We start from the raw sequence: 20,351 nt of genomic DNA on the forward strand, positions 1-20,351 counted from the left end.
ACCCCCTGCATCCCCCTCACCCCGACCCTCTCCCCGGGGGGGAGAGGGAGCATCCCCGAAAGCCTCCCATGCGCCTCCGATCGCTGATCCTCCTGGCCCTCCTCCTCGCCGCCGGCCCGGCCGCGGCGGCGCCGCTCGACCTCAATCTCGGTGCGCTGGGCTCGCTGGCGGACGGAGGGAGCCTGTCGGGGCGGATCGTCCAGGGCATCGTGTTGCTGACGGTGCTGAGCGTCGCGCCCGGCCTGCTGATCATGGTCACCTGCTTCACCCGCATCATCGTCGTGCTGTCGCTGCTGCGCTCCGCTCTCGGGTTGCAGCAGTCGCCGCCCAACATGGTGCTGGTCAGCCTCGCCATGTTCCTGACCTTCCACATCATGGGGCCGGTGATCGACAGCGCCTGGCAGGACGGGCTGCGTCCGCTGCTGAACGAGCAGGTCACCCAGGAGCAGGGGCTGGAGCGGATGATCGAGCCGTTCCGCGGTTTCATGGCCTCGCATGTCCGGGACCGCGATCTGGCCGCCTTCGCCGCCTTCACCGCAAAGCCGAAGCCGGCGGGCGAGGGCACCGAACCGGCTCGGGACGAGCGTCCGGTGACGGCGGAAAGCGTCGATCTGCGGCTCTTGATGCCGGCCTTCCTGCTGTCGGAGCTGCGCCGCGCCTTCGAGATCGGCTTCCTGCTGTTCCTGCCCTTCCTGGTGATCGACATGGTGGTGGCGGCGATCCTGATGGCGATGGGCATGATGATGCTGCCGCCGGTGATGATCGCGCTGCCCTTCAAGATCATCTTCTTCGTGCTGACCGACGGCTGGTTCCTGATCGCCGGCAGTCTGATCCGCTCCTATGGGGTGTGACACGATGGACGACACGCCCGCCGACGTTGCCGCCAGTCCCGGGGCCAGTCTGGCCGACAGCCTGCTGGCGCTGGCCCGCCGCCGCGGGGTGACGGTGCCGGAGGACGGTTCGGTCGCCGGGCTGCTTGCCGTCCTCGATCCCAACCCGCTGATCCCGCATCCGCTGCTGCTGGTGGCCGGGGCGGTGATGGCGGTGGCCTTCCGCCATGACCGCGCGCTGGCCCTGCCGCCGGCCGACGCGTCCGACAACGCCCCGTCTTCCGCCCCCTCCGCCGATTGCTCATTCTGAGGTGCCGCCATGGGAACGCCGATCAAGATCCGTGAGAATTACAAGAGCCTGACCGGCATCGAGAAGAGCGCCGTCATCTTCCTGGCGTTGGGTGAGGAACGCGGCTCGCGGCTGATGGAACGGCTGGACGAGGACGAGATCCGCCTCGTCAGCCGCTCGATGGCGACGCTCGGCAACGTCACCTCCAATCTGGTGGAGACGCTGATGCGCATCTTCACCGAACGCTTCGCCAATGCCGGATCGGTCGTCGGCTCCTACGACAGCACGGAGCGGATGCTGAACCGCTTCCTGCCGGCCGACCGCGTGACGGAGATCATGGGCGAGATCCGCGGCCCCGCCGGCCGCACCATGTGGGAAAAGATGTCCAACGTGAACGAGGGGGTGCTCGCCGCCTATCTTGCCGGCGAATATCCCCAGACGGCGGCGGTCATCCTGTCCAAGATGCGCGCCGACCACGCCGCCAAGGTGCTGGTCCTGCTGCCGCCGGCCGCGCGCACCGAGGTGATCGAGCGCATGATCCAGATCGAATCGGTGCAGCGCGAGGTGCTGCTGGACATTGAATCGATCCTGCACAACGAATTCATGGCGAATTACGCCCGCACCCACGGCAACGACTCGCTGGAGCGGATGGCCGACATCTTCAACCGCATCGACCGCGAGACGCTGACCGAGATCTTCGACGATCTGGAAACCGTGATGCCGGAGCCGACCCAGCGCATCAAGCAGCTGATGTTCACCTTCGAGGATCTGATGCGGCTCGACCGCGTGTCCTTGCAGGCGGTGATCCGCCGCTGCGACACCGGCCAGCTCGCCATCGCGCTGAAGGGGGCGCCGACGCCCCAGCGCGACCATTTCCTATCGGTCCTGTCGGAACGCGCCCGCCTGATCCTGCTGGACGAGATCGAGAACATGGGCCCCTTGCGCATGCGCGACGTCAACGATGCCCAGGCGGAGATCGTGCGCGTCGCCAAGGCGATGGCGGAGGACGGCACCATCATCATCCCGCAATCCGACGACGCCGACGCCGTCGTCTATTGAGCGGAGCGCCAGCGAATGGGGACCATCCGGATGGAGGCCGATTGAATGGCGGGGCGCGACCTCGTTCCCCGGCATGTGCCGCCGCCGAGCCTGCTGGCGGCGCATTTCGCCTCGTCGCCGGCACCCGCCGCCCATGCCCACGGCTTGGCCGACGGCGACGAGGCACCGGCGCTGGTGCGCCGTCTGCTCGACCTGCTGGAGTCGCTGTCGCCGGCCGATGCGGTGCTGGCGCGCGGCTGCCTGCCGCGCTGCGATTCGACGTTCGGCGCGGCACTCGCCCTGTTCCTGGCGGCGACCGCCGGCGGCTGCCGCGGCTGGGTCGGCGCGGCCGCGGCCGCAAGGCTGGCGGATCTGGACGGCGGATTGCTGATCGACGAGTGCGACCGGGCGCTGGCGTCGCGCTTCCAGCCGGTGGACGGGCGGCTGTGGAGGCTGTCGCGCGTGCCCCTGCTCGACAGCGACGACGGGCTGCTCTGTGCCGTCGGCATCGACGACGGGCTGTCCGACCGCGTCACCCTGGTGCTTCAGGCCCGGCCGCGGCGGCTGGGCCCGGTGCAGCTGATGGCGACGCTGGCCGGCAGGCGGCTGGACGTGACCTTGCGGCTAGCGATGGGCCTGCCGTCCGCCGCCCTGGCCGACCTGCATGAAACCTTCAGCACCGCCCTGGCCGACTGCCGGATCGACGGGGCATTGACCGTCGGCCCGCTGGCCGATGCCTGGCTTGGGCTGGACCAGCCCCTATCGTCCGATCTGGCGCTGTGACCGGGGCGTTCCGCTCCTTCGGCCATCCCGGATCGTCGCTCAGATCATCGCCAGCGGCTGCTTGCGTTTCGGCGGCGGAAAGGCCTTGTCGATCTCCGCGATGTCCTCGCCGGTCAGGGTCAGCTTCACCGCCTCGGCATTCTCCAGGGCATGTGCGGTCGTGCCGGCCTTGGGAATGGCGATGACCCCCTGTTGCCGCAGCGCCCACGCAATCGCGACCTGGGCCGGCGTCACGCCGTGGCGCTTCGCCACCGCCAGCAAGGCGGGGGAGCGCAGCAGGCGGCCGCCCTGGCCGATGGGGGAATAGGCCATCACCGGCATCCGCGCGGTGTGCTGGAAGGGCAGCAGGTCGTATTCGATGCCGCGGTGTTCGGGGTTGTAGAGCACCTGATTGACGGCGCAGCCCTGCAGGTCGGTGGCCTCCGCCAGTTCCTCCAGATCGTCGACATCGAAGTTGGAGACGCCCCAGCGGGCGATCTTGCCGGCCTGGATCAGCGATTGGAACGCCTCCACCGTCTCCTCCAGCGGCACGCCGCCGCGCCAGTGCAGCAGATAGAGGTCGATGCGGTCGATCTTCAGCCGCTTCAGGCTGCGCTCGCAGGCCTTGACCGTGCCGATGCGCGACGCGTTGCTGGGCAGCACCTTGGTGACGATGAACAGCCCGTCGCGCCGGCCGGCGATGGCCTCGCCCACCAGTTCCTCCGACGCGCCGTCGCCATACATCTCGGCGGTGTCGATCAGGGTCATGCCGCGGTCGATGCCGGCCCGGATGGCGGCGATCTCGGCGGCGCGGTCGCCGCGCCCTTCCGCCATCATCCAGGTGCCCTGGCCGAGAGCCGGGACCTCGGTGCCGTCCGGCAGGGTCACGCGCTTCATCTTCCTCTCTCCCGTCTCAATCGCCGAAAGACAACAAGCTGGTCCCGCGGGGCCAGCTTGTCGATGGGTCTTCGGTGGGCTTTCCGGGGGATGGGACGGGGTCAGGCCGCCTTTTTCGGCGCCCCGGCGTGGCCGCCTTCGAGGAAGTTCAACAGCTCCTCGCGATAGTCGTAATAGCGCGGGTGCTCCAGCAGGGCTTGGCGGGTGCGGGGATGGGGGATGTCGACGGACAGGATGTGGCCGATCTTGGCGTTCGGGCCGTTGGTCATCATCACCACCCGGTCGGCCAGCAGTAGCGCCTCGTCCACGTCATGGGTGACGCAGACCGCGGTGACCTTGGTGCGCGCCCACACCTCCATCAGCACCTCCTGCAACTCCCAGCGGGTCAGGCTGTCGAGCATGCCGAACGGCTCGTCGAGCAGCAGCAGCTTGGGCGACAGGGCGAAGGCGCGGGCGATGCCGACACGCTGCTTCATGCCGTTGGACAGCTCCGACGCTTTCTTGTTCATGCTGTCACCCAAGCCCACGCGGGCGAGGTAATAGCGGGAGATGTCGGCGCGCTCGCCCTTGCTCGCATGGGGGAAGACGCGGTCGACGCCGAGCATGACGTTCTCATAGGCCGTCAGCCAGGGGAACAGGCTGGGGGCCTGGAACACCACGGCGCGGTCGGGACCGGCGCCGTCCACCTCCTTGCCGTCCAGCACGATGCCGCCGCTGGTCACGTCGGCCAGCCCGGCGACCATCGACAGCACGGTGGACTTGCCGCAGCCGGAATGGCCGATCAGCGAGACGAACTCGCCCTTGCGCATCTTCAAATCGAAGCCGTCCACCACGGTCAGCGGACCCTTCGGCGTGGCGAAGGTCTTGGTCAGGCGGGTGAATTCCAGATAGCGGTCCTCCATCCCGCGCCCGCCTATCGCCTCGATATAGGCCTTGGGCGGGGGCGAGGCGGTGATCGGCTTCACGTCGGGCAGGACAAGCCCGTCATCGCCGCCGGTGCCGCGGGCGACGCCGACCTCCATCAGATAGGCGGTGACCTCGGCGCGCAGGCGCTTGAAATCCTCGTCATGGTTGACGGCGGTGCGGTCGCGCGGGCGCGGCAGATCGACGGTGAAGGCCGGGCCGAGCGTGGCGTTCGGGCCGGGCGTCAGCGGGATGATGCGGTCGGCCAGCAGGATCGCCTCGTCCACATCGTTGGTGATGAGGATGACGGTCTTGCGGTCCTTGCGCCAGATCGCCTCGATCTCGTCCTGCAGCTTGGCGCGGGTCAGGGCGTCGAGCGCCGACAGCGGCTCGTCCAGCAGCAGCATCTCCGGGCTCATGGCCAGCGCGCGGGCGAAGCCGACGCGCTGGCGCATGCCGCCCGACAACTCCTTCGGCCGGCGGTCGGTGGCGTGGCCGAGACCGACCGTCTCCACCGCCCGGCGGGTCAGCACGCCGCGTTCGGCGCCGCCCTTCGCCTTGTGGACGGCGTCCACCGCCAGGGCGACATTCTCCTTCACGCTGAGCCAGGGCATCAGCGAATAGGACTGGAAGACGAGGCCGCGCTCCGGGCCGGGGCCGGTGACCGGCTTGCCGCGGTAGAGCACTTCGCCGGCATCGGGCATCGCCAGACCGGCGATCAGGTTGATGAGCGTCGACTTGCCGGAGCCGGAGAAACCGACAATGGCGACGAACTCGCCCTCTTCAATCGACAGCTCAATGTCGCGCAGGACGGTCGTGCCGCCGTAGGACTTCGACACACCCTTCAGGTCCAGGATCGCCATGGTCGGTCTCCTTAGCGGGCGGGGCTGTGGCTGACGGCGGACTGGAGCGCCAGCATCACGCGGTCGAGCAGGAAGCCGATCAGGCCGATGGTGAAGACCGCCACCATGATCTTGGCGAGCGAACTGGAGGAACCGTTCTGGAACTCGTCCCAGACGAACTTGCCGAGGCCAGGGTTCTGCGCCAGCATCTCCGCGGCGATCAGCACCATCCAGCCCACGCCCAGCGACAGGCGCAGGCCGGTGAAGATGAAGGGCAGGGCCGACGGCAGCACGAGGCGGCGGACCATGGTGAAGCCGGAGAGCTGAAGCACCTTGCCGACATTCATCAGGTCGCGGTCGATGGAGGAGACGCCGACCGCCGTGTTGATCAGGGTCGGCCACAGCGAGCACAGCGTGACGGTGATGGCGGACGTCAGGAAGGACTTCTCGAACAGCGGGTCGCTGCCTGACACGGTGGCGCTGACCACCATGGTGACCAGCGGCAGCCAAGCCAGCGGCGACACCGGCTTGAAGATCTGGATCAGTGGGTTGATCGCAGCGTTGACCGTCGGCGACAGGCCGCTCGCCACCCCCAGCGGCACCGCCACCAGGGCACCCAGCAGGAAGCCGGTGAAGACGGTCTTCAGGCTGGTGACGATCTGGTCGAGGTAGGTCGGCTTGCCGGCATAGGGGCGGGTCCTGACCTCCGCCTTCGGGTCCTTCGCCAGGATCTCGGCGTTGCGCTTGGCCTGCCGGTCGTAGAAGGCGGCCTCCTTGGCGCGTTCGGCCTTGTGGTCGGCGTAGAGGTTGGTCGCCTGCTCCCACACCTGGGCCGGGCCGGGGATGGCGCCGAGGCTGGTCTGCACCTGCGGGGCGGCCCAGCCCCAGGCGGCGAGGAACAGCAGGATGGCGGTGAGCGGGATGCCCATCTGGCGCCACAGTTCGATGCCCTGCTGGCGCGGGTTCTCGCCGGCGGCGAGCCGCAGCAGCGGCGCCAGCCAGCCGAGGCCGATCGTGGTCAGGGCGGAGGCGATGCGGTTCAGCACATGGGCGCGGCGGGCCTTGTGCTGGGCGCGGGCAAGGTCGGCGGAGGTGTCGGTCAGGCTGGTCATGGAAGTCTTCCCCTTGGAAAGATCCCTTCTCCCCCCTGGGGAGAAGGTTAGGATGAGGGGGTTCGGCGCAGCCGAAATCAGTTCGGCCTGTGCATCCCCCTCACCCCGACCCTCTCCCCGGGGGGGAGAGGGGGAATTGGCGGGTAAAGGCGGGAGGACTCAGCCCCCCACCACCTGACCGCCCTCGATCTTCTGGTCGCCCTTCAGGCCGATGGGCTGCTTGGCGAGGTAGTCGTTCGGCTTGTGGCCGTCATAGGGGATGCCGTCGATGAAGCCGGTGTCGACCGGCTTGTAGCCGTCGCTCTTCCACGGGAAGTCGGCTTCCTTGGATTTGCCCTCCTCGACCAGCAGCTTCGCGGCCTGGAGATAGATGTCCGGCTTGTAGACGCTGCGGGCGGTCTCGTCGTACCAGTTGTCGGGCTTGGCCTCGGCGATCTGGCCCCAGCGCCGCATCTGGGTCAGGTACCAGACGGCGTCCGAATAGAAGGGGTAGGTCGCGTTGTAGCGGAAGAAGACGTTGAAGTCGGGAACGTCGCGCTTGTCGCCCTTCTCGTATTCGAAGGTGCCGGTCATCGAATTGGCGATGACCTTGGCGTCGGCGCCGACATATTCGGACTTGGCGAGGATCTTCACCGCTTCGGCGCGGTTGGCATTGTTGTTCTCGTCCAGCCACTGGGCGGCGCGGATCAGCGCCTTGACGACGGCCAGATGGGTCTTGGGGTTCTTGCTAGCCCACTCGTCGGTGACGCCGAAGACCTTCTCGGGGTTGTTCTTCCAGATCTCGGTGTCGGTGATCACCGGCACGCCGATGCCCTTGACCACCGCCTGCTGGTTCCACGGCTCGCCGACGCTGTAGCCGTAGATGGTGCCGGCCTCCAGCGTCGCCGGCATCTGCGGCGGCGGGGTGACCGACAGCAGCGCGTCGGCGCCGATCTGGCCCGACACGTCGGTCGGGCTGTAGAAGCCGGGGTTGATCCCGCCCGACGCCAGCCAGTAGCGCAGTTCGTAATTGTGGGTCGAGACCGGGAAGACCATGCCCATGTTGAAGGGCTTGCCCTCGGCCTTGTACTGGGCGATCACCGGCTTCAGCGCATCGGCCTTGATCGGGTGGACCGGCTTGCCGTCGGCGCCGGTGGGCACGTTGGCCTTCATCTTGCGCCAGACGTCGTTCGACAGCGTGATGCCGTTGCCGTTCAGGTCCATCGAGAAGGCGGTGACGATGTGGGCCTTGGTGCCGAAGCCGATGGTGGCACCCAGCGGCTGGCCGGCCAGCATATGGGCGCCGTCCAGCTCGCCGGAGATCACGCGGTCGAGCAGGACCTTCCAGTTCGCCTGCGGCTCCAGCGTGACGGAGAGGCCTTCATCCTCGAAGAAGCCCTTCTCGGCGGCAATGGCGAGCGGTGCCATGTCGGTCAGCTTGATGAAGCCGAGCTTCAGCTGCTCCTTTTCGACGTCGAGCGGGGCGGCATAGGCAGAGACGCCTGCCGTCAGGGCGACGACGGCAGCAGCGGATGCGAGAAGGTGGCGGAGGGTGCGGGAGGCGGTGCGGGAGATTTGGGCCACGTCGGTTGCTCCATCTCTGAAATCCGGACCAGCGGTCGGGCGTGCGACACCGGTGTCGATTTTCTGAGCAGATCCCGGACTGGCTGTTTTTCGGGCAGATGGCTCATGCGTGCCTTGGCCGTCGAAAGCGTCCAGCGGGATCGACCGGAAAAGCCTTTTGAAAAGGCCTGTCGATACCGGGGTCGGCAACACTGCCGGGGGCTGGCCCATCATTGGACGCTTGGGATGCACGCACCGTCGTTGGCGCGTCTCTGGCATGCCTCTTCGCAAGCCTCATGCCAAAGGATGGCTTTTGCCGAAAAATCGGCCGGAGCGGTTGATTTCGTTGGCTATGACCGGGCTGAAGGTATGAGCTGCCTGTCGAGAGTATCGGGCCGCCTGCTGATTTTTGCGGCGCACACAGGCCGGCATGTCCATGCTTTGTGCAATACCTAAGCATGATCCAAAAATAGGCACCTAGGTATCGGGTGCGATGATGGTCGGGAGCCCGCGGAATCCCTGGAGTTTTGCCGGACGCACCCATCGATGCGGTGACTGGCACGTGGATTGCTTAGGAGACGGCGAGACAACAGCGGGCGCCGGCAACGTCGTCGGTGCCCGCAACATCGGCCAACACCGTGCGACGACGTGCGGATTTGGCCCTGGTTCGACGACGAACCGCCCGGACAACGGCGTCCGAACAGGTTTGCACCGGTCTTCGCGGTTCACTCGCGGGGCAGGGACGCAGGCCCGTTCGGACGCCTTTCTTTTTGGCCCCGTGCCTGACTTTGCAGCAGGCCGGACACGATAGACGAGGCAGACGCGCCATGGACATGCATCTCTCATCGAACAACGGGCCCGCCGTCGAATCCAACGAATCAGAACTGCACAGCACCGGCCCGGTCAGGGAACGGCTGGTTGTGGTCGGCAACGGCATGGCCGGCATGAAGACGGTGGAGGAACTGCTGGCCAAGGCGCCCGGCCGCTTCGACATCACCGTCTTCGGTGCCGAGCCGCACCCCAATTACAACCGCATCATGCTGTCGCCGGTGCTGGCGGGCGAGAAGACCTTCGACCAGATCGTGCTGAACAGCCGCGAGTGGTACGACGCCAACGGCATCGCGCTGCTGACCGGCGAGGCGGTTGAGAGCATCGACCGCGTGGGCAAGATGGTGGTCTCGCAGTCCGGCCGCGTCGTTCCCTATGACCGGCTGCTGATCGCCACCGGCTCCATGCCCTTCATCATCCCGGTGCCGGGATCGACCCTGCCCGGCGTCATTGGCTTCCGCGATCTGGCCGACGTCGACGCCATGCTGGCGGCGGCGGCGAAGGGCGGCCGCGCCGTGGTGATCGGCGGCGGGCTCTTGGGGCTGGAAGCCGCCAACGGCCTGCGCGTCAAGGGTATGGAGGTCACCGTCGTTCATCTGATGCCGACGCTGATGGAACGCCAGCTCGACCCGTCGGCCGGCATGCTGCTGCAACGCGAGCTGGAACGCCGCGGCATCGAGGTGCTGACCGGCGCCGACACGGCGGAGATTGTCGGCGACGAGTGGGTCAGCGCGGTCCGGCTGCGGGATGGGCGCGAACTGCCGGCCGACATCGTCGTCATGGCGGTGGGCATCCGCCCCAACATGGCGCTGGGCAAGGCAGCCGGTCTGGACTGCGGGCGCGGCATCCGCGTCGACGACCGGATGCGCACCAGCGACCCGTCGATTTCCGCGGTCGGCGAATGCGTCGAGCATCGCGGCGTCACCTGGGGCCTCGTCGCCCCGTTGTTCGAGATGGCGAAGGTGCTGGCCCACGATCTCGCGGGCGGGGAGGGGGCGGCCTACACCGGCTCCGTCACCTCGACCAAGCTGAAGGTCACCGGCGTTGACGTGTTCTCCGCCGGCGATTTCTCGGGAGGGGTGGGGACCGAGGACATCGTGTTCCGCGACGCCGCCCGCGGTGTCTACAAGCGTCTGGTGCTGAAGGACGGCAAGCTGCTGGGCGCGGTGCTGTATGGCGATACCAAGGACGGCGCCTGGTACTTCTCGCTGCTGAAGGACGGCACCGACGTGTCGGCCGAGCGCGACAGCATGATCTTCGGCCAGGGCTTCGGCGGCGCCGACGCCGGCGACCCGAACGCCGCCATCGCGGCACTGCCCGACAGCGCCGAGATCTGCGGCTGCAACGGCGTCTGCAAGGGCACCATCGTCAAGGCGATCACCGAAAAGGGCCTGACCAGCCTGGACGAGGTGAAGGCGCACACCAAGGCCTCGGCCTCCTGCGGCGGCTGCGCCGGCACGGTGGAACGGCTGCTGGCGGTGACGCTGGGCGACGGCTTCACCGCCGCGCCCAAGGTCAAGCCGATGTGCAAATGCACCCACCACACCCATGATCAGGTGCGGGCGGCCATCGTCGACCGCGGGCTGAAGACCATGCCCGAGGTCTTCCAGGCGATGGAATGGACGACGCCCGACGGCTGCGCTTCGTGCCGGCCGGCGCTGAACTATTACCTGCTCTGTGCGTGGCCGGGCGAGTACAAGGACGACTACCAGTCGCGCTACATCAACGAGCGCGCCCACGCCAACATCCAGAAGGACGGCACCTATTCGGTCGTGCCGCGCATGTGGGGCGGCCTGACCAATGCGGCGGAACTGCGCGCCATCGCCGACGTGGTCGACAAGTTCGCCATCCCGACCGTGAAGGTGACCGGCGGCCAGCGCATCGACCTGTTCGGCGTGAAGAAGGAGGATCTGCCGGCGGTCTGGGCGGATCTGAATGCCGCCGGGATGGTGTCGGGCCATGCCTATGCCAAGGGGCTGCGCACGGTGAAGACCTGCGTCGGGTCGGAATGGTGCCGCTTCGGCACGCAGGATTCGACCGGGCTAGGCGTCAAGTTGGAGCGGCTGACCTGGGGCACCTGGACCCCGCACAAGGTCAAGCTGGCAGTGTCGGGCTGCCCGCGCAACTGTGCCGAGGCCACCATCAAGGATCTGGGCGTGGTGTGCATCGACAGCGGCTATGAGCTGCATGTCGGCGGCAACGGCGGCCTGCATGTCCGCGCCTGCGACCTGATGGTCCGCGTGGGCACGGAGGAGGAAGTTCTGGAATACACCGGCGCCTTCATGCAGCTCTACCGCGAGGAGGCCCGCTATCTGGAGCGCACGGCACCCTGGGTGGAGCGGGTCGGGCTCGACCATATCAAGGCGGCGCTGGTCGAGGATCCGGAGCGGCGCCGTGCGTTGAACGCGCGCTTCCTGTTCTCGCAGACCTTCTCGCAGGACGACCCGTGGGCGGAACGCGCCGCCAAGGGCGTCGACCGTCACGAATTCAATCTGCTCGCCGAAGTGGGGTAAGGGATCATGGACAGCATCATCATGGAAAACGCCGTCTCCGAGCCCGCCATCTCGGAAACCGTCTGGACCCAGGTCGGCAGCATCGACGACATCCCGGTGCTGGGCTCGCGCGTCGTCCGCACCCCCGGCGGCGACATCGCCCTGTTCCGCACAGCGGCCGACGAGGTCTTCGCGCTGGAGGATGCCTGCCCGCACAAGCAGGGGCCGCTGTCCCAGGGCATCGTCCATGGCCGCCGCGTCACCTGCCCGCTGCACAGCTGGGTGATCGAACTGGCGACCGGCGAGGCCGTCGCCCCCGACGAGGGCCGCACCGGCCATGTCCCGGTGCGGGTCGAGGGGCGCAGCGTCGCCATCGCGCTGGGCGAGGCCAAGCTGTCGCGCGGCGGCTGCCGCAAGGCCTGCGGCCATGTTTGACGGGGCGGAGTCGTCCTCCGGCCGGGCCAAGGGCGGTGAACGGGAGGTGAAGACCACCTGTCCCTATTGCGGGGTCGGGTGCGGGGTGATCGCGCGCGTTTCGGCCGATGGCGCCGTGACCGTGCGCGGCGATGCCGACCACCCGGCGAACCGGGGACGGCTCTGCTCCAAGGGATCGGCGCTGGCCGACACGCTGGTGCCGGATGGGCGGCTGCTCTATCCGGAAATCGGCGACAAGCGGGTGTCGTGGGACGAAGCGCTGGACGAGGTGGCCCGGCGCTTTTCCGACACCATCGCCAGGCATGGGCCGGACTCGGTGGCCTTCTACGTCTCCGGCCAGCTGCTGACCGAGGATTACTACGTCGCCAACAAGCTGATGAAGGGCTTCATCGGCTCGGCCAACATCGACACCAACTCGCGGCTGTGCATGGCCTCGTCGGTGGTCGGGCACAAGCGGGGGCTGGGCGCCGACGCGGTGCCGGGGGCTTACGAGGATTTCGAGTGCGCCGATCTGGTGGTGCTGGTGGGGTCCAACCTCGCCTGGTGCCACCCGGTTTTGCACCAGCGGCTGCTGGCGGCACGGGCCGAACGCGGCACCCGGATCGTCGTCGTCGATCCAAGGCGGACCGACTGCGTCGATGCCGCCGACCGCCATCTGGCGCTGAGGGCCGGTACCGACGCGCTGCTGTTCAACGGGCTGATGGCCTATCTGGATGAGCGCGGCCATCGCGATGCGGGCTTCGTCGCCGCCCATGCCGAGGGGGTCGAGGAGGCGCTGACCACCGCCCGTGCCGATGCGCCGGATGTGGCGACCGTGGCCCGCCGCTGCGGGCTGGAGGAGGCGGAAGTCGCCGCCTTCTATGCCGAGTTCGCCGCCACAGACCGGGTGGTGACGGTCTATTCGCAGGGCGTCAACCAGTCCTCCCAGGGCAGCGACACCGTCAACACCATCCTGAACGTCCATTTCCTGACCGGGCGCATCGGCCGGCCCGGCTGCGGCCCCTTCTCCGTCACCGGGCAGCCGAACGCCATGGGCGGGCGCGAGGTCGGCGGGCTGGCGAACCAGCTGGCCGCCCATATGGGCTTTACCGAAACGGAGGTGGACCGGGTCGGCCGCTTCTGGAATGCGCCGCGCGTGGCGGCCAAGCCGGGGCTGAAGGCGGTCGATCTGTTCCGCGCCATCGAGGCCGGCACGGTCAAGGCGGTGTGGATCATGGCGACCAACCCCGCCGTCAGCATGCCCGATGCGGGCCGGGTGCGGCGGGCGCTGGAACGCTGCGAGACGGTGGTGGTCTCCGACTGCATCCGCGACACCGACACCGGCCGCTTCGCCCATATCCGCCTGCCGGCAAGGGGCTGGAGCGAGAAGGACGGCACCGTCACCAACTCCGACCGCACCATCTCGCGCCAGCGCGCCTTCAAGGACGGGGAAGGGGAGGCGCAGGCCGACTGGTGGATCGTCACCCAGGTCGCGCGCCGCATGGGCTTTGCCGAGGCCTTCCCGTACGAGACTGCCGCCGCGGTGTTCCGCGAGCATGCCGCGCTGTCGGACTTCGAGAATGGCGGGACGCGGGCGTTCGACATCGGGGCGCTGAGCGGGCTGGACGATGGCGGCTATGACGCGCTGACGCCCTTCCCCTGGCCCTGGCGGGTGGATGCCAAGCCGCAGAAGCGGCTGTTCGGCGATGGACGATTCTTCACCGCGGACGGGCGCGCCCGGATGCTGCCGGTCACGGCGAAGCCGCTGCCGCGCGAGATGCCGGACGGGGCGCTGTTGCTGAACACCGGGCGGCTGCGCGACCAGTGGCACACCATGACCCGCACCGGACTGTCGGCGCGGCTGTCCGCCCATGCGCCGGAACCGCGGCTGGACATCCACCCGGCGGATGCGGCGGCGCGTGGGCTGGCGGATGGCGGGCTGGCCCGCATCGCGACGGTGGCCGGGGAGGCGCTGGCGCGGGTGCGCGTCACCGATACGCAAGGCGAAGGCACGGTCTTCCTGCCGATGCATTGGACTGAGCGCTTCACCGGTGCCTGCGTCATCGGCCGGCTGGTCGACGACGAGGCGGTGGATCCGGTCTCCGGCCAACCCGACCTGAAGCGGATGCCGGCGACGGTGGGGCCCTGGCGGCCGGACTGGACCGCCTTCCTGCTGGTCCGCCATGCCGTGGAGCCCGGCCATGGCGGCTATTGGGCGCGCCGCGCCGTGGCGGGCGGGCATCTGGTGGAGATGGCGGGGATGGGGGCGATCCCGGCGGTGGCGGAGTGGCTGCCCGGCCTCGACCCCGCCGGGGCGGTGGTGGAGTTCCGCGATCCTGCGCGCGGCGGCCTGCGGATGGCCTGGATGGACGGGGACCGGCTGGAGGCCTGCCTGTTCGTCGCCGCTGATGGGCGCCTGCCGCCGCGCGGCTGGCTCGCCGGGCTTTTGGAAAAGGATGGGCTGGACGACGGGGCGCGGGCCGGGCTGCTCGCCGGCCGGGCGCCGGGGGCGCAGGCCGATGAGGGGCGGATCGTCTGCGCCTGCTTCAGCGTCGGCATCAACCGGTTGGTCGGCGCCATCCGCGACCGCCGGCTGACCAGCGTGGCGGAGATCGGCGCGGCATTGAAAGCCGGCACGAATTGTGGTTCCTGCGTGCCCGAACTCAAGGAGGTGCTTCGTCATGCTCACCAGCGCGAAGTGGCGTGAGAGTCTCGTGGCGCTGGCGCGCCTCTTGGTACCGCGCTTCGCGGGTGCTGGCGGCGGTGCCTTGTCCCTTCTCCCTCTCCCTTGGGAAAGGGCCGCCACGCGACCCCCTCACCCTAACCCTCTCCCCGGGGGGGAGAGGGGATACCGTGCTGCCCGGCAAAAAGAGTGCGGGCAAGTCACCCTCGTCGGTGCCGGTCCCGGCGACCCCGACCTGCTGACCGTCGCGGCGGTCAAGGCGCTGGCGGCGGCCGAAGTCGTGCTCTACGACGCGCTGGTCGGCGACGGGATCCTCGACCTCGCCCATCCCAAGGCCGAGCGCATCTGCGTCGGCAAGCGCTCCGGCCGGCATTCGCTGCCGCAGGGGGAGATCAACGCGCTGATCGCCTTCCATGCCCGGCGTGGCAAGCGGGTGGTGCGGCTGAAGGGCGGCGACCCGATGGTGTTCGGCCGGGCCGGCGAGGAGATCGAGCATCTCGACAGCCTCGGCATTCCGGTGCGGGTGGTGCCTGGGATCACCGCGGCACTTGGCTGCGCCGCCTCGACCGGGCTGTCGCTGACCAAGCGCGGGGTGTCGCGCGCCGTCACCTTCGTCACCGCCCATGGCCGTGACGGCGAGCGGTTCGAGCCCGATTGGGCGCGGCTGGCCGATCCGCAGGGCACGCTGGCGATCTACATGGGACGCGAGCAGGCTCGCGCGGTCGGGCAGGGGCTGACCGGTGCCGGGCTGCCGGCCACGACGCCGGTGCTGGCGGTGGAGAATGGCTGCCGGCCCGACGAGCGGCGGTACTGGACGACGCTCGGCCGGATGGCGGAGCAGGGCGTGGCAGCCGGCAGGGGGCCGACCCTGCTGCTGGTGGGGGAGGCGCTACGCCCGCGCCAAATTGCCGGTGAGACGGTTGGGACGGCGGACACCATTGACCTCCGCGCGCTCGGCGACCTCGCTCAGGGGTTCGATCACGACTGACATGGTGAAGACGGTGGCGTGCAGCAGGTTCGTCCCGTCCACCATCAGCCCGACATGGCCGGGGAAGAAGACGATGTCGCCGCGCCGATACTCGACGCCGCGGCCGTCCTCGGACACCCACGCCCCCAGCCGCTCGTCTTTGCGCTGCATGCCGCTGCTGTGGTGGGAGACGATGCCGGCGGCAGCCATGGCGGTCAGCACCAGCCCGGAACAGTCGATGCCGAAGCTGCTGCGGCCGCCCCAGACATAGGGCGTTTCCAGAAAGCGCAGGGCGGTGGCGATGTGATCGGGTGCGGGAGCGGCGCCCACCGGCTCCAGCCAGCCGGCGAACAGCCACAGCCCGTCGTCGGTGCCGACCCAGCCGTTTTCGGCCCGGCCGTCCAGCGTCACCGTCGACCCGAAGCTGAGCGTCGCCACCGGCGGCGCCCGGTGCGTCGGGCCGGGGTGCAGGTCGGCGCGCAGGGCCCGCACGCGGTGGGTGGGGGCGACCGGCTCCCGATGCGCGGTGCCCGGCGGCAGCCAGCCGACATGGCCGTCGAAGGCGTTCTCCGCCCGCAGCCAGCCGTCACGCTCCTCCAGAATGCGGAAGCGCTCACCGCGGATCATCTCGCTGGTCTGGGCGATGCCGTCCTGCGGCTCTTCCAGCAGGACGGCGTGCGGGGCGGTCAGTTGGCGAAGGGTCATGGGGGCGGGCCGGAATTTGGGGAAACCGGCTGCGACCTTAGCGCCGCCGCCGCGGTGGTGCGAGGGATAAAGCATGTCCGTCATTTCAACGGGGCTTCCGTCATTTCGCCGGAAAACTCAAGCGCCACCGGCGCATTGCCCGGTTCTGCCCGGCGGCATCCGCCGACATCTTTCGTGTGCGGGCCAAACCATCGGCATGGCCCGCCAACACGGGACACGGCTGAACAGAGGAGCGGGAGACCATGGCAACGATGAAGGTTCTGGTTTTGGGTGCGGGCAAGATCGGCTCGATGATCGGCACGCTGCTGTCCGAGACCGGCGATTTCGCCGTCACCATCGGCGACCGGGACGAGGCGCTGCTGTACCGCGCCGAACATGCCGGGCTGCGGGTGGCGCGTGTCGATGTCGAGGATCCGGCGTCTCTGCGCGCCGCCATGGAAGGCCAGCAGGCGGTGTTGAGCGCCTGCCCCTTCACCCTGACCCCAGTCATCGCCACCGCCGCCGTCGCGGCCGGCGCCCATTACCTCGACCTGACCGAGGATGTCGCCGCCACCCGCAAGGTGAAGATGCTGGCGGAGACGGCCAGTACGGCGCTGATCCCGCAATGCGGTCTGGCGCCGGGCTTCATCTCCATCGTCGGCCATGACCTCGCCCGCCGATTCGACGAGCTGCACAACCTGCACCTCAGGGTCGGCGCGCTGCCGCAATACCCGACCAACGCCCTGAAATACAATCTGACCTGGAGCACCGACGGGCTGATCAACGAGTATTGCAACCCGTGCGAGGCCATCGTCGACGGCCGTCCGCACGAGGTGATGCCGCTGGAGGGTGACGAGCGCTTTGCGCTGGACGGTGTCGATTACGAGGCCTTCAACACGTCGGGCGGGCTGGGCTCGCTGTGCGAGACGCTGGCCGGAAAGGTGCGGAACCTCGATTACAAGACGGTCCGCTATCCCGGCCATCGCGACATCGTCCGTCTGCTGATCCGCGACCTGCGGCTGGGCGAGCGGCGCCATCTGCTGAAGGATGTGCTGGAAACTGCGGTGCCGCTGACCTTGCAGGACGTGGTGCTGGTGCTGGCGACCGCCACCGGCATGCAGGACGGCGAGCTGCGGCAGGAGACCTTCGCCACCAAGATCTACAGCAAGCCGATTGCCGGCCGCACCTGGAGCGCCATCCAGGTCACCACCGCCGCCGGCATCTGCGCCGTGCTGGACCTGCTGCGCGAGGGCTCCATCCCGCAGGCCGGCTTCATCCGGCAGGAACAGGTACCGCTGGATGCCTTCCTGAACAACCGCTTCGGCCGGCATTACAAGGGGTGAGCGTGTGGGGGGCCGATCCTAGTTGGGTTGGCTCCCCTCCGCGGGCAGGCTGATAATCAGAAGGGTGTCCTGCGGCTGGATGAGGTAGCGGTTGCGTTCGGTGAAGGGGATGTCGCGGCCGTGGCTGTGGACCTGCACCACCATGCCGGCGTTGACCTCCGCCATGGTCAGGCCGACCTCGTCCGGCTCCGCCCGGCGTTCGCTCAGCACCATCTGCCCGCCGGCCGACATCAGGTCGCACAGGAAGGGGGTGGCGTAGCGCGTCTCCACCGCGTCGGCCATCAGGTAGCCGCCGATCTTGGGCGGCGACACCACCAGGTCGGCGCCGCTGAGATTGGCGAGCTTGATGTTCTCCTCCTGCTTGATGTTCGCCACGATCTTGGTGGCGGCGGACAGGTGGCGCACGGTCAAGATCACCAGGATGGTGGTGTCGTCGCGCCCGGTGCTGACGATCACCGCCTTCGCCTTGCCGACACAGGCATTCTTCAGCGTGTCCTCGCTGGTGCCGTCGCCGAGCAGGCCGACGAAGCCGCAGTCGGCCGCCAGCTGGATGCGGTCCTCCGACTCGTCGATGACGACGATGTGGTCGGCGGGATGGCCCTTCGAGACGGTCTCCTGCGCGGCGATGAAGCCGCTGTGCCCGAAGCCGCACAGCACGATGTGGCCTTGCAGCTGCTTCTGAATGCGGCTCAACCGGAATTCCTCCACGATCCTCTGCACCACCAGCTCATAGGCGGTGCCGAGGAAGATAAACCAGATGAAGATGCGGATCGGCGTGACGGCGAAGGCGTCGATCAGCCGGGCGGTGTGGCTGACCGGCACGATGTCTCCGTAACCGACGGTGGTCACCGTGATCATGGCGAAGTAGAGGATGTCGGGAAAGCTGATGTGGCCGTCGATCTGGTCCTTCAGCCCGTCGCGGTCGAACCAGAACACCGCGATGACCAGCGCGATCAGGGCGGCGACGATCCCGACCCGCAGCAGCAGGGTCTTTTCCGCCGACAGTCCGGAGCGGACATGGAGAAGCCGACCCTTGCGCAAGGACGGTTTGGTCCGCCGTCTGTCCTGAAGTCTCCGTTCCACCGCTTCCCGCATCCGCCGTCGGTCCATATGGGGCTTATCAAAAGCCCCGGCTGATTGACTGAACGTACGGGATCGCCGTCCGGCTGCAAGGCTTGCGCTTTAAAATTTGAAGACCGCTTCCATCCCGGCGAAATGGATGGTCTTGGCCGGGCCGCTGTCCTTCAGGAAGGGACCGGGCCGGAACAGCGAATAGGAGATTAGCCCCTCGAAGGAGCGGCCGGAGCTGTAGGATAGCACCAGTTCGCCCTGCGTGCCGACATAGCGCGCCTTCGACGCCGAACCGGAGCGCAGAAGCCCGCCGGTCAGGTCGTACACGCCGTCGTCCAGGCTTTCCCGCCAGAAGGCGATGGCGGAGGCGGACAGGCTGAAGTCGTCGGACAAGGCGAGGTCCAGCGACGGATGCAGGTTCATCAGGTTGTAGGGACCGATGGGCGTCAGTTCGCCGAAATACTTGGCGCGCGGGAACAGCGGGTTGAAGGTCTCCAGACGGTCGTCGCGCGGGTTGCCGTCGCCGCTGGCGATGTTGGCCTTCAGGCCGAGCCGGGGTTGCAGCGGCAGGTCTGTGAAGCGATAGCCGCTGTCGGTGGCGAACGACCAGGCCCGGATCAACCCGCTGCCGAAACGGCCGAACTGTCCCATCGCCTCCCAGTTCCAGTCCCAGCCGGCCGCCTTGCCGAAGCTGCGCAGCCCGACCGTATGCCGCAGTTCGTTCGCCCGGCCGGCGTCGAAGCCGGCGCGGCGGTTGCGATAGCCGATGTAATAGGCGTCCAGCCGGGCGCTGCCGCCCCCTTCGAATCCCAAATGGCCCAGATCGAGCGGCCGGGTGGCATAAAGCCCCCAGGCGGTGCGCTTGGCGTCGCGCCCATCGTCGAAGAGATCCGGTGTCGGCTGGACCGGCCGGCCGTAGAAGGCGTCGACCCGCCAGGGGCCGGCGGTGACGATGCCCTTCACCGCGTCGAAGGCGCGCGGGACATTGGCGCCGTAGCGGATGGAGATCAGCCGTTCCGAACCGTAGGCCAGCATCTGGCGGCCGACACGCAGCGTGCCCTGGGCCTCGCCCAGCGGGGCGTTCAAATCGGCGAATCCCTGCATCAGGTCGATGCGGTCGGCATCGGGCGGGGCCAGCGGGCCCAGCTTGCCGTCGGCGTCGGCCATGATCAGCTGGCCGAACAGACGCAGGCTCTGGCCGACGCGCAGGTCGGCGTAGGGCAGGGCGCGCCACAGCCCATAGGCGTCGTTGCGCGGTTCGTCCTGGCCCCAGCCGCTGTTGCGGACCGCCTCACCGCGCAGGCGCAACTCAAGCCCGGTGGAGAGCGAGGCGAAACCGTCCGGCGTGACCGGGATGGCCTTGAACCGCTCCCAATAGGTGCCGGTCCCTGCCCCGGGCTGGAGCAGGTAACGGTAATCCTCGTCATAGCGGGTGTTGGTCAGCGGTGGCGGATCGGCTGCATGGGCCGGACCGATCCACAGCAAAAGGGCGACCGCCGCCGCGCGAAGGCGGGCCGTCATGGGGCATCTCCGTGATGGCGCTGGACTGCACCGATCCTATGGAGATGCCCGGCCGGGTGATTGCTCCATCCGAACCGCTTTTGACGGTTCTGCGCACCCCCTTGCCGACTTGACCGGATTTGGCAGGGAGGGC

Annotated in this window: 16 protein-coding genes; 9 read left to right on the top strand and 7 right to left on the bottom strand. The window is 68.4% G+C overall.

What is annotated here, in order from left to right; genetic code table 11:
- Nucleotides 1–68 precede the first annotated feature (68 nt).
- From fliP to TSH64_RS22265, 4 genes are read left to right on the top strand one after another with little or no spacing between them, the layout of a single operon-like run.
- Nucleotides 69–851 carry a flagellar type III secretion system pore protein FliP gene (gene fliP, locus TSH64_RS22250; RefSeq protein ID WP_199237638.1) on the top strand — a complete coding sequence of 261 codons (783 nt, stop codon included), beginning with the start codon at nt 69–71 and terminating at the stop codon, nt 849–851.
- A 4-nt stretch (nt 852–855) separates the two neighbouring features.
- Entirely contained in the window at nt 856–1,140 is a 285-nt protein-coding gene (locus TSH64_RS22255; protein WP_247873089.1) for a hypothetical protein, read from the top strand.
- 9 nt (nt 1,141–1,149) lie between these two features.
- A complete protein-coding gene (locus tag TSH64_RS22260; protein WP_109448316.1) occupies nt 1,150–2,178 on the top strand; it encodes a flagellar motor switch protein FliG in 1,029 nt (342 codons plus the stop codon).
- A gap of 45 nt (nt 2,179–2,223) precedes the next feature.
- Entirely contained in the window at nt 2,224–2,940 is a 717-nt protein-coding gene (locus TSH64_RS22265) for a hypothetical protein (RefSeq protein WP_109448318.1), read from the top strand.
- A gap of 39 nt (nt 2,941–2,979) precedes the next feature.
- On the opposite strand, the gene TSH64_RS22270 is transcribed toward TSH64_RS22265, so the two are convergent.
- The 4 genes from TSH64_RS22270 to TSH64_RS22285 form a co-directional block, all read right to left on the bottom strand.
- Nucleotides 2,980–3,816 carry an aldo/keto reductase gene (locus tag TSH64_RS22270; protein WP_109448320.1) on the bottom strand — a complete coding sequence of 279 codons (837 nt, stop codon included), beginning with the start codon at nt 3,814–3,816 and terminating at the stop codon, nt 2,980–2,982.
- 101 nt (nt 3,817–3,917) lie between these two features.
- Entirely contained in the window at nt 3,918–5,582 is a 1,665-nt protein-coding gene (locus tag TSH64_RS22275; protein ID WP_109448322.1) for a nitrate ABC transporter ATP-binding protein, read from the bottom strand.
- A gap of 11 nt (nt 5,583–5,593) precedes the next feature.
- Nucleotides 5,594–6,673 (bottom strand): ABC transporter permease, encoded by a 1,080-nt coding sequence (locus TSH64_RS22280; protein ID WP_109448324.1) that lies wholly within the window; start codon nt 6,671–6,673, stop codon nt 5,594–5,596.
- A gap of 159 nt (nt 6,674–6,832) precedes the next feature.
- Nucleotides 6,833–8,236, bottom strand: coding sequence for a CmpA/NrtA family ABC transporter substrate-binding protein (locus tag TSH64_RS22285; protein ID WP_109448326.1), 1,404 nt, complete (start codon nt 8,234–8,236; stop codon nt 6,833–6,835).
- 806 nt (nt 8,237–9,042) lie between these two features.
- Here TSH64_RS22285 and nirB point away from each other — a divergent pair.
- The 4 genes from nirB to cobA are packed head-to-tail and all read left to right on the top strand — an operon-like array spanning nt 9,043 to nt 15,620.
- Entirely contained in the window at nt 9,043–11,556 is a 2,514-nt protein-coding gene (nirB, locus tag TSH64_RS22290) for a nitrite reductase large subunit NirB (RefSeq protein WP_109448328.1), read from the top strand.
- Between the two features lie 21 nt (nt 11,557–11,577).
- Nucleotides 11,578–11,970, top strand: a complete 393-nt coding sequence (gene nirD, locus TSH64_RS22295; RefSeq protein ID WP_348770341.1) for a nitrite reductase small subunit NirD — start codon at nt 11,578–11,580, stop codon at nt 11,968–11,970.
- On the top strand, nt 11,963–14,656 hold the full coding sequence (locus tag TSH64_RS22300; RefSeq protein WP_109448332.1) for a nitrate reductase: 2,694 nt from the start codon (nt 11,963–11,965) through the stop codon (nt 14,654–14,656). The genes nirD and TSH64_RS22300 overlap by 8 nt, the downstream gene beginning before the upstream one ends.
- Complete coding sequence (gene cobA, locus TSH64_RS22305; protein WP_247873090.1) at nt 14,631–15,620, top strand: uroporphyrinogen-III C-methyltransferase; 990 nt, start codon at nt 14,631–14,633, stop codon at nt 15,618–15,620. The genes TSH64_RS22300 and cobA overlap by 26 nt, the downstream gene beginning before the upstream one ends.
- Here cobA and TSH64_RS22310 read toward each other — a convergent pair.
- A complete protein-coding gene (locus tag TSH64_RS22310; protein WP_109452938.1) occupies nt 15,522–16,304 on the bottom strand; it encodes an NlpC/P60 family protein in 783 nt (260 codons plus the stop codon). The genes cobA and TSH64_RS22310 overlap by 99 nt on opposite strands.
- A gap of 242 nt (nt 16,305–16,546) precedes the next feature.
- On the opposite strand from TSH64_RS22310, the gene TSH64_RS22315 reads away from it, so the two are divergent.
- The gene (locus TSH64_RS22315; protein ID WP_109448334.1) at nt 16,547–17,626 is read left to right on the top strand and encodes a saccharopine dehydrogenase C-terminal domain-containing protein; all 1,080 of its coding nucleotides are present in this window, start codon (nt 16,547–16,549) and stop codon (nt 17,624–17,626) included.
- A gap of 18 nt (nt 17,627–17,644) precedes the next feature.
- On the opposite strand, the gene TSH64_RS22320 is transcribed toward TSH64_RS22315, so the two are convergent.
- Both TSH64_RS22320 and TSH64_RS22325 read right to left on the bottom strand, forming a co-directional pair.
- On the bottom strand, nt 17,645–18,667 hold the full coding sequence (locus tag TSH64_RS22320; protein WP_247873091.1) for a potassium channel family protein: 1,023 nt from the start codon (nt 18,665–18,667) through the stop codon (nt 17,645–17,647).
- A gap of 141 nt (nt 18,668–18,808) precedes the next feature.
- Nucleotides 18,809–20,218, bottom strand: coding sequence for an alginate export family protein (locus TSH64_RS22325; protein WP_109448337.1), 1,410 nt, complete (start codon nt 20,216–20,218; stop codon nt 18,809–18,811).
- Nucleotides 20,219–20,351: the final 133 nt, after the last annotated feature.

The sequence above is a fragment of the Azospirillum sp. TSH64 genome, assembly GCF_003116035.1.
GTDB lineage: Bacteria > Pseudomonadota > Alphaproteobacteria > Azospirillales > Azospirillaceae > Azospirillum.

Excerpts from the sequence above, each read along its gene's own strand:
- fliP (WP_199237638.1), top strand. The coding sequence starts at position 69 with ATGCGCCTCCGATCGCTGATCCTCCTGGCCCTCCTCCTCGCCGCCGGC.
- TSH64_RS22255 (WP_247873089.1), top strand. The coding sequence starts at position 856 with ATGGACGACACGCCCGCCGACGTTGCCGCCAGTCCCGGGGCCAGTCTG.
- TSH64_RS22260 (WP_109448316.1), top strand. The coding sequence starts at position 1,150 with ATGGGAACGCCGATCAAGATCCGTGAGAATTACAAGAGCCTGACCGGC.
- TSH64_RS22265 (WP_109448318.1), top strand. The coding sequence starts at position 2,224 with ATGGCGGGGCGCGACCTCGTTCCCCGGCATGTGCCGCCGCCGAGCCTG.
- TSH64_RS22270 (WP_109448320.1), bottom strand. The coding sequence starts at position 3,816 with ATGAAGCGCGTGACCCTGCCGGACGGCACCGAGGTCCCGGCTCTCGGC.
- TSH64_RS22275 (WP_109448322.1), bottom strand. The coding sequence starts at position 5,582 with ATGGCGATCCTGGACCTGAAGGGTGTGTCGAAGTCCTACGGCGGCACG.
- TSH64_RS22280 (WP_109448324.1), bottom strand. The coding sequence starts at position 6,673 with ATGACCAGCCTGACCGACACCTCCGCCGACCTTGCCCGCGCCCAGCAC.
- nirB (WP_109448328.1), top strand. The coding sequence starts at position 9,043 with ATGGACATGCATCTCTCATCGAACAACGGGCCCGCCGTCGAATCCAAC.
- nirD (WP_348770341.1), top strand. The coding sequence starts at position 11,578 with ATGGAAAACGCCGTCTCCGAGCCCGCCATCTCGGAAACCGTCTGGACC.
- TSH64_RS22300 (WP_109448332.1), top strand. The coding sequence starts at position 11,963 with ATGTTTGACGGGGCGGAGTCGTCCTCCGGCCGGGCCAAGGGCGGTGAA.
- cobA (WP_247873090.1), top strand. The coding sequence starts at position 14,631 with ATGCTCACCAGCGCGAAGTGGCGTGAGAGTCTCGTGGCGCTGGCGCGC.
- TSH64_RS22310 (WP_109452938.1), bottom strand. The coding sequence starts at position 16,304 with ATGACCCTTCGCCAACTGACCGCCCCGCACGCCGTCCTGCTGGAAGAG.
- TSH64_RS22315 (WP_109448334.1), top strand. The coding sequence starts at position 16,547 with ATGGCAACGATGAAGGTTCTGGTTTTGGGTGCGGGCAAGATCGGCTCG.
- TSH64_RS22325 (WP_109448337.1), bottom strand. The coding sequence starts at position 20,218 with ATGACGGCCCGCCTTCGCGCGGCGGCGGTCGCCCTTTTGCTGTGGATC.